Raw genomic sequence first — 6,708 nt, 5'->3', positions numbered from 1 at the left:
GCCCGTCATAGAAACCAGTATTCACAAAGCGTTTGGATTTTTAACTTATTTTTTTCATACCCTGATTAAGCAACACCACTATTTAATATCCAAATTGCAAAGTCACAGAAGCTTCTACCTGCTGTTCCCCTCCCACCACAGGCGTTGTAGCCTCAGCAGCAGCCATGCGAGCACCAGCCAATTGCCGATACATTGGAGGCGGCGCGATCGCACCGTTGACTTGAATGCCCAGAATCTCACCCCGCTTGAGGTTGAGGGCGCTCAAGACTGCATCCGCTTGGGCTTGAGCATCTTGAGTTGCTTTGCGGAGTGCTTGTTTTCGAGCAGATTCGATCGCACTTTCGGTGGCGGCAAAACTCACCCCGTCGATGCGTGTAGCCCCAGCATTCACCGCATCGTCGAGCAAAGTGCCGGCAGATGCAGTATTAATCCGAAAAGTGACGGTATTCGTCGCCGTATAGCCCGTCAAGCGCTGTTGGTTGTTGTCGAAGTTATAAATGGGATTGAGGGTGATGCCGGCAGTTTCGAGTTTTTCGACTTGGCGCGATCGCAGCAACTCTACCACAGCGGACGATCGTCTCGCCGCTTCCTGCTGCACCTCGGCCGCCGTTTTCCCCTGCACCTCAACCCCCAGCCGCACTTGTGTTTGAGTTGTAGGAATCGCTTCCACACCCCGCCCAGTAACAGTCAACGTTCTGATCCGCTGTTCTTGAGCCGCCGCCGGATCTAATCTCACGAAACTCACGAGAGTTAAGGTTAAACATAACGCTGTTACCAGACTACGGAAATTAATGCGATCGCCACGTTGCAAATTTGAATTCATAAACTTGATTCTCCTCACGTACAACAGATGCTATACTTTACCTTCTCATTGGAATTGCTAAATATCCGGCTTGTTACATTTTTAGCAACTAAAAAAGTCATTGGTCATTAGTAATGAGTCATTAGTCATTAGTTTTTATATGCAATTCTTAAAACAAGCTGCCCGCCAACTCAAAAAAGAGACTTACGCTGTTTATTTAGCCAGTACAGACCGGAGAGTACCTTGGTACGCGAGAGTTTTAGCAGGTGTGACAGTTGCATACGCTTTTAGCCCGATCGACTTAATTCCAGACTTCATCCCAATTCTCGGCTACTTAGACGATTTGATAATTGTACCATTAGGAATTTGGCTGGTACTAAAAATGATTCCCCCAAAAGTTTTAGCCGAGTGTCGGGAAAAAGCAGCCGCAGAAATAGAGCGGGGAAAACCGATAAATCGGGCGGCCGCTGTTGTGATTATTGCCATTTGGATTGGCTTGGGAATATTAGCAGCAATTTGGCTAAAACAACTATTTAAACCTTAGAAGGCCGGGCGGTTGAAACCGCGACTATACAGACAAAACCCACCGACTCGGGTTGAATAATAGGCGGTGAAAATTATGTTTTACCTTATACTCTCTTCGTCCGCAGAGGCGGACATCGTTTGTGTAGAGGCGGTTTCAACCGTACGTCTGATATTCATGATATTATATTCTAGGGCGATCGCGCCTTACCTTAAAAAAACTCGCCTTATCCGATACTAAGTATTATTTACCCCTTAAAAAATTAAACTAACTTTCTAGCTATGACTCAAACCACTGATTTCCTCAGCCACCTCAACCCATCTCAGCGCCAAGCAGTCGCCCATTATAACGGGCCGCTGTTAGTAGTAGCGGGCGCTGGTTCCGGCAAAACCCGAGCTCTAACTTACCGAGTTGCTAACTTAGTTCGTACCCATCGAGTTGAGCCTGAAAATATTCTGGCGGTGACATTTACAAATAAAGCCGCCAGGGAGATGAAAGAAAGAATTGAGAAATTGCTGGCAACTCAGCAAGCTGAAGCGGAATATGGCAAACCTTTGGTAGACTTAGCCCCGGATGTACAAACCAAATTACGATCGCAAATTTACCAAAGAATTACCAAACACATTTGGATGGGGACTTTTCACTCTTTGTGCGGTCGCATTCTCCGCTATGATATAGAAAAATACCAAGACGAGAAAGGCCGCCAGTGGAAGAAAAACTTTTCGATTTTTGACGAGTCAGATGCTCAAACTCTTGTCAAACAAATTGTTACCAAAGTCCTAAATTTAGACGATAAGAAATTTGACCCGCGCAAAGTCCGCTACGTTATCAGTAACGCTAAAAATAAAGGTTGGTCGCCTCAAGAATTCCTAGCTGCAGAACCGGATTATCGAGGTCGTGTGATTGCCGATGTTTACAGTCGCTACCAAGACGCTTTAGCAGCCAACAATGCCCTCGATTTTGACGATTTAATCCTTGTTCCCGTTAAGCTTTTGAGCCAAAACGAGGAAGTATTAAGTTACTGGCATAAAAAGTTTGGCCATATTTTAGTTGACGAATACCAAGATACCAACCGCACTCAATACGATTTAATTCGGATGTTGGTGACAAATAATGTCGATCCGAAAAACTTCGATAAATGGCAAAACCGCTCGATTTTTGTCGTGGGCGATGTCGATCAATCAATTTACAGTTTTCGGATGGCAGATTATACCATATTGCTGGAATTTCAAGAGGATTTCGGAGATGGTTTGTCAGACGATAAAACTCAGACAATGGTAAAATTAGAGGAAAATTATCGATCGCGCGAAAACATCCTGCAAGTCGCCAACCACTTGATCGAACACAATACCGAACGCATCGAGAAAATTCTGCGGCCGACTCGCGAACCGGGAGCTCCGATTGTTGTCTGGCGCGCCGACAACGAATTAGATGAAGGGGAATTTGTGGCAGGTCAAATTCATTCCTTGAAGCGCCAAAACTCCGAATACGAAAACGGGAGTAACTTTGCGATTCTCTACCGCACAAACGCTCAATCTCGCTCCTTTGAAGAAGCGTTAATGCGTTTAGACATTGCTTACAATATTGTCGGCGGCCTGAAGTTTTACGATCGCAAAGAAATCAAAGATATCCTAGCATACCTGCGGGTGCTTGCCAATCCAGACGATAGCGTCAGCCTCAAACGCATCATCAATACTCCCCGTCGCGGCATTGGCGATACCACATTTTCCAAAGTCGAAGACGCTGCAACTCAGTTAGGCATTCCGTTGTGGGAAATCCTCAGCGATGAATCTTCTGTCAATACTCTAGCAGGGCGATCGGCAAAAGCTATTATTAAGTTTGCCGAAATGATTGGTCGTTGGCAATCGCAAGTTGAAACCCTGCCCGCTTCGCAAATTGTCCAAGGAATTATCCAAGATTCAGGCTACATTGAAGATTTGAAAAATCAAGGAACCGAAGAAGCCGAAAATCGGATAGAAAACGTCAGAGAATTGTACAATGCAGTGCTACAATTTGAAGAACAAAACGAAGAACCGACGCTGACATCATTTTTAGCAAAAGCATCTTTAGCATCCGATTTAGATGACTTGCAGGAAGAAGATTCCCGCGTGTCGCTGATGACGCTGCACTCCGCAAAAGGGCTAGAATTTCCCGTAGTATTTCTAGTCGGAATGGAACAGGGTTTATTTCCGAATTTCCGCAGTTTAGACGACCCGAAAGCGATCGAAGAAGAACGGCGTTTGTGCTACGTCGGCATCACTCGCGCCCAGGAATTGCTATTTCTCACCCACACTCGCGAACGCCGCTTGTGGGGAGGTTTCCGAGAACACTGCACCCCTTCGCTATTCTTAGGAGAATTGCCACCACATTTGCTGGCTGGAACTGCCAAAAAAACTAAAGCGGGAAAAACGGCTGCATCGAAAGGAAAAACTAATAATTCAGCAGCAAATTCCGGCAATTCTCAACCGGGAAACAATGGACAATCGGCGGATTGGAAAACGGGCGATCGGGTTTTTCATCATGCTTTTGGAGTTGGAGAAATTACCCACGTCTTGGGAGAAGGCGATAAAACTAATCTGGCAATTAAGTTTTCGGGTTTGGGCAGAAAAATTATCGATCCGAGAACAGCTAAGTTGCAGCGAGTGTAAGAGAAAATCCGGCGGTTGAAACCGCGTCTATACAGGCCAAACCCTAGAAGAGTGGGCTGAAGAAGGGGCGGTTAAAATGCGGTAAAAATTACATTTTTATCTTGAGTCCACGTCGGGCAACTCGTTTGTGTAGACGCGGTTTCAACCTTCGTTTTATCTAAGTAAAAAGTAGAAATAAAAACCTAAGCTCTTATGTCTTACAGTCAATTTACGACAATCGGCAAGGTTAAAGAAGCCTTCAATCTCACCGTAGTGGAAGGAATCAAATTTTTGCCGGAAATCGAACCGATCGCACCCGCAACAGCCTTGCAGACCATGCTGGAGACAAATTTGCCTTGGGCGATCGCCACTAGCACCGAAAAGGCCCGTTCTGAAGCCATTATTAACCCTGTATTGCTGGAAGTTCGCAGGATTCTGAACCAACAAATCAGCGTGTTTTCGGGTGAGGAATTTAATGTTGATGTGACTGCGGGACTGACAGGAGTTTGCGATTTTATCATCAGCCGTTCCCCGGAACAGCTAGACATTGAAGCCCCGGTAATTGTGATGGTGGAAGCTAAAAAAGGAGATTTGAAAGTAGGTTTGGGTCAATGTATTGCTGAAATGGTGGCGGCCCAGAGATTTAATGAAGCGAAAGGGCGATCGATCTCAGCCATCTACGGCTGCGTTTCCAGCGGCACAGCTTGGCGGTTTCTCAAGCTGGAAGGGCAAATAGTGACGATCGATCTTACCGATTATCCGCTACCTCCAGTAGATAAGATATTGGGATTTTTAGTGTGGATGGTGCGCGAAAATTAGCATTATATCCCAATCACACTTAAAATTATCGGATCTTCTGTGTTTATCTGCTTTAAATCTGCGGTTGATCTATCGCACCCCGCATCGCCAAAAGCGCCGCCCCGTAAGCAGCCGCAGTATGCACCGGCGTTTCAACAGGCACTTTTAAATAACGCTGTCTAATCGCACTCCAAACCGCATTTTTTGCCCCACCGCCAGCAGTATAAACTTTTGTCAAAGGAGTTGCACCCAACTCCTGCAATAATTGATATCCCCGCGCTTCAATCCGCGCGATGCTTTCTAGCAAACCGTGCAGAAATTCCACTGCATCAGTTGGACGCGGTTCGAGTCGCGGGGGCAAATTCGGGTCATTAATCGGAAAGCGATCGCCCTTTTTCAACAATGGGTAATAATCCAGCAAACTCTCTTGTTCTGGATCAATTTGTGTGCTATAATTCTCTAACTCAGCATCAGTAAAAAAGTGTCGCAGCACCGCACCTCCCGTATTAGAAGCGCCTCCAACTAACCACAAATCGCCTAATTTATGACTATAAATTCCGTATGTTGAATCATCAACGCGGGTATGACTTAACAGTTTGACGGCTAATGTTGAACCGAGAGAAGTTACTGCTTCCCCTGGTGAATTGACACCGCTGGCTAGAAATGCTGCAATGCTATCGGTTGTACCAGCACAAATCATACAATCGCGGGGAAAACCGAAGCGCTCGCCCAATTCCACTGTAACTTTCCCCACAGGCGTGCCCGGTGCGACAACTTGTGGCAATTCAGGAGTGGCAGCGCCCGCAATTCCCTCCATCAGCCAATTGGGATAGCACAAAGTATCAACATCGAAACCGAGTTTTAAAGCATTGTGATAGTCGCTAATTCCTAATTTTCCGTGCAGCAGAAATGCCAGCCAATCGGCTTGATGCAGGAAAACCGTAGGGGCGGTGCCCCCGTGCCCGCCCTCTGCGGTGGATGGGGCGGGCATGGGGGCACCGCCCCTACAAAACCACAGGAGTTTTGCCAGACTGGATGTAGCGCTTAATACTGTGTGGTTGGCTGGCGCGATCGCCCGCAACCTCTCTGTCACGGCTGCACCGCGCGCATCATTGTATAAAATCGGTTCGGATACTGGTATACCGTCGGTATTGCACAGCATGACAGTGGAGGATGTGCCGTCAATGGCGATCGCCCTTACCTGATTGCGGATTGTTGGGGGAATTTGCTCGATCGAATCCCACAGCGCATTTTGCCACACCGAGGGCAATTCCGGCTGTTGTTGCCCGTTGTTGGCAAAAGTATATTCAGTCTCACAATGTATTGTACCCTGGGAGTCGATGATTGTCGATCGCGCGCCAGTCGTGCCGAAATCTATTCCCAAATAAAGATTCATTTGCCACTCCCGCGAATTTTCCTATTTTGAGTAAACCACAAAGTTTATTTGCCTCTTATGGTTGTTTCATTCCTCAGCTTCTTCGGCGACAATCTCAGGATCTATCTGCTCTTTGGCTTATTATTTAAATAATGGATAATTGTCTAAGGTGTGATCGCTAAGTCTGAGAAGTTTTAGGTATTCTACAGATTCCATCGTAAACTCTATTGGCGTTGCTGATTGAGAGTAGGAAAAGCTAATTGATCAGCTTTAGTTACAGGTACAGGTTCGTTGGAGTTAGCTCAAGCTCTAGCTTGAGCAACTTAAATCTAAAGTTTAATTAAATGTTAGCAACTAAACTTGCCAATTCAATTAGACTAACTCTGTTAGTAACGTATTCGCGTCGCAACTCGGACAATAAACCAACTCGGCAGATTGCAACTTGCTACGATCGGGCAAACCAACCAAGGGCTGAAATAGCTATAGATTACAACTTACAGTTCTCGATGCGAGAGAAGGAACTAAGCGCCCCCCCCCCCCCCACCACCCCCACCCCCTCCCCCCCCCTCCCCCGCCCCCTTGT

General features: G+C 46.5%; 6 protein-coding genes. 4 read left to right on the top strand and 2 right to left on the bottom strand.

The genetic code is table 11. The features are described 5' to 3' along the window. Positions 1-82: 82 nt before the first annotated feature. Entirely contained in the window at positions 83-823 is a 741-nt protein-coding gene (locus QUA40_RS20500) for an SIMPL domain-containing protein (RefSeq protein WP_333129176.1), read from the bottom strand. A gap of 139 nt (positions 824-962) precedes the next feature. On the opposite strand from QUA40_RS20500, the gene QUA40_RS20495 reads away from it, so the two are divergent. The 3 genes from QUA40_RS20495 to QUA40_RS20485 all read left to right on the top strand — a co-directional run bounded on the left by QUA40_RS20495 (position 963) and on the right by QUA40_RS20485 (position 4,771). Next, positions 963-1,346: a YkvA family protein gene (locus QUA40_RS20495; RefSeq protein ID WP_333129174.1), complete on the top strand. Its 384-nt coding sequence runs from the start codon at positions 963-965 to the stop codon at positions 1,344-1,346. Positions 1,347-1,606: 260 nt separating this feature from the next. Continuing rightward, positions 1,607-3,973, top strand: coding sequence for a DNA helicase PcrA (pcrA, locus tag QUA40_RS20490; RefSeq protein WP_333129172.1), 2,367 nt, complete (start codon positions 1,607-1,609; stop codon positions 3,971-3,973). Positions 3,974-4,165: 192 nt separating this feature from the next. Beyond that, positions 4,166-4,771: a hypothetical protein gene (locus QUA40_RS20485; RefSeq protein WP_333129170.1), complete on the top strand. Its 606-nt coding sequence runs from the start codon at positions 4,166-4,168 to the stop codon at positions 4,769-4,771. 52 nt (positions 4,772-4,823) lie between these two features. Here the strand turns inward: QUA40_RS20485 and QUA40_RS20480 are convergent, their stop codons facing one another. After that, positions 4,824-6,146, bottom strand: coding sequence for an FGGY-family carbohydrate kinase (locus QUA40_RS20480; protein WP_333129167.1), 1,323 nt, complete (start codon positions 6,144-6,146; stop codon positions 4,824-4,826). A 323-nt stretch (positions 6,147-6,469) separates the two neighbouring features. Between QUA40_RS20480 and QUA40_RS20475 the strand changes: the two genes are divergently transcribed. Continuing rightward, positions 6,470-6,708, top strand: a 239-nt coding sequence (locus QUA40_RS20475; RefSeq protein WP_333129165.1) for a hypothetical protein, incomplete at its 3' end; no start/stop codon positions are given.

This window comes from Microcoleus sp. Pol11C3, from assembly GCF_036701485.1.
Taxonomy (GTDB): domain Bacteria; phylum Cyanobacteriota; class Cyanobacteriia; order Cyanobacteriales; family Microcoleaceae; genus Microcoleus.
This window is presented reverse-complemented; position numbering and strand designations above follow the sequence as displayed.

What these genes read in the sequence shown, in the direction of transcription:
- QUA40_RS20500 (WP_333129176.1), bottom strand. Translation starts at nt 823, where the DNA reads ATGAATTCAAATTTGCAACGTGGCGATCGCATTAATTTCCGTAGTCTG.
- QUA40_RS20495 (WP_333129174.1), top strand. Translation starts at nt 963, where the DNA reads ATGCAATTCTTAAAACAAGCTGCCCGCCAACTCAAAAAAGAGACTTAC.
- pcrA (WP_333129172.1), top strand. Translation starts at nt 1,607, where the DNA reads ATGACTCAAACCACTGATTTCCTCAGCCACCTCAACCCATCTCAGCGC.
- QUA40_RS20485 (WP_333129170.1), top strand. Translation starts at nt 4,166, where the DNA reads ATGTCTTACAGTCAATTTACGACAATCGGCAAGGTTAAAGAAGCCTTC.
- QUA40_RS20480 (WP_333129167.1), bottom strand. Translation starts at nt 6,146, where the DNA reads ATGAATCTTTATTTGGGAATAGATTTCGGCACGACTGGCGCGCGATCG.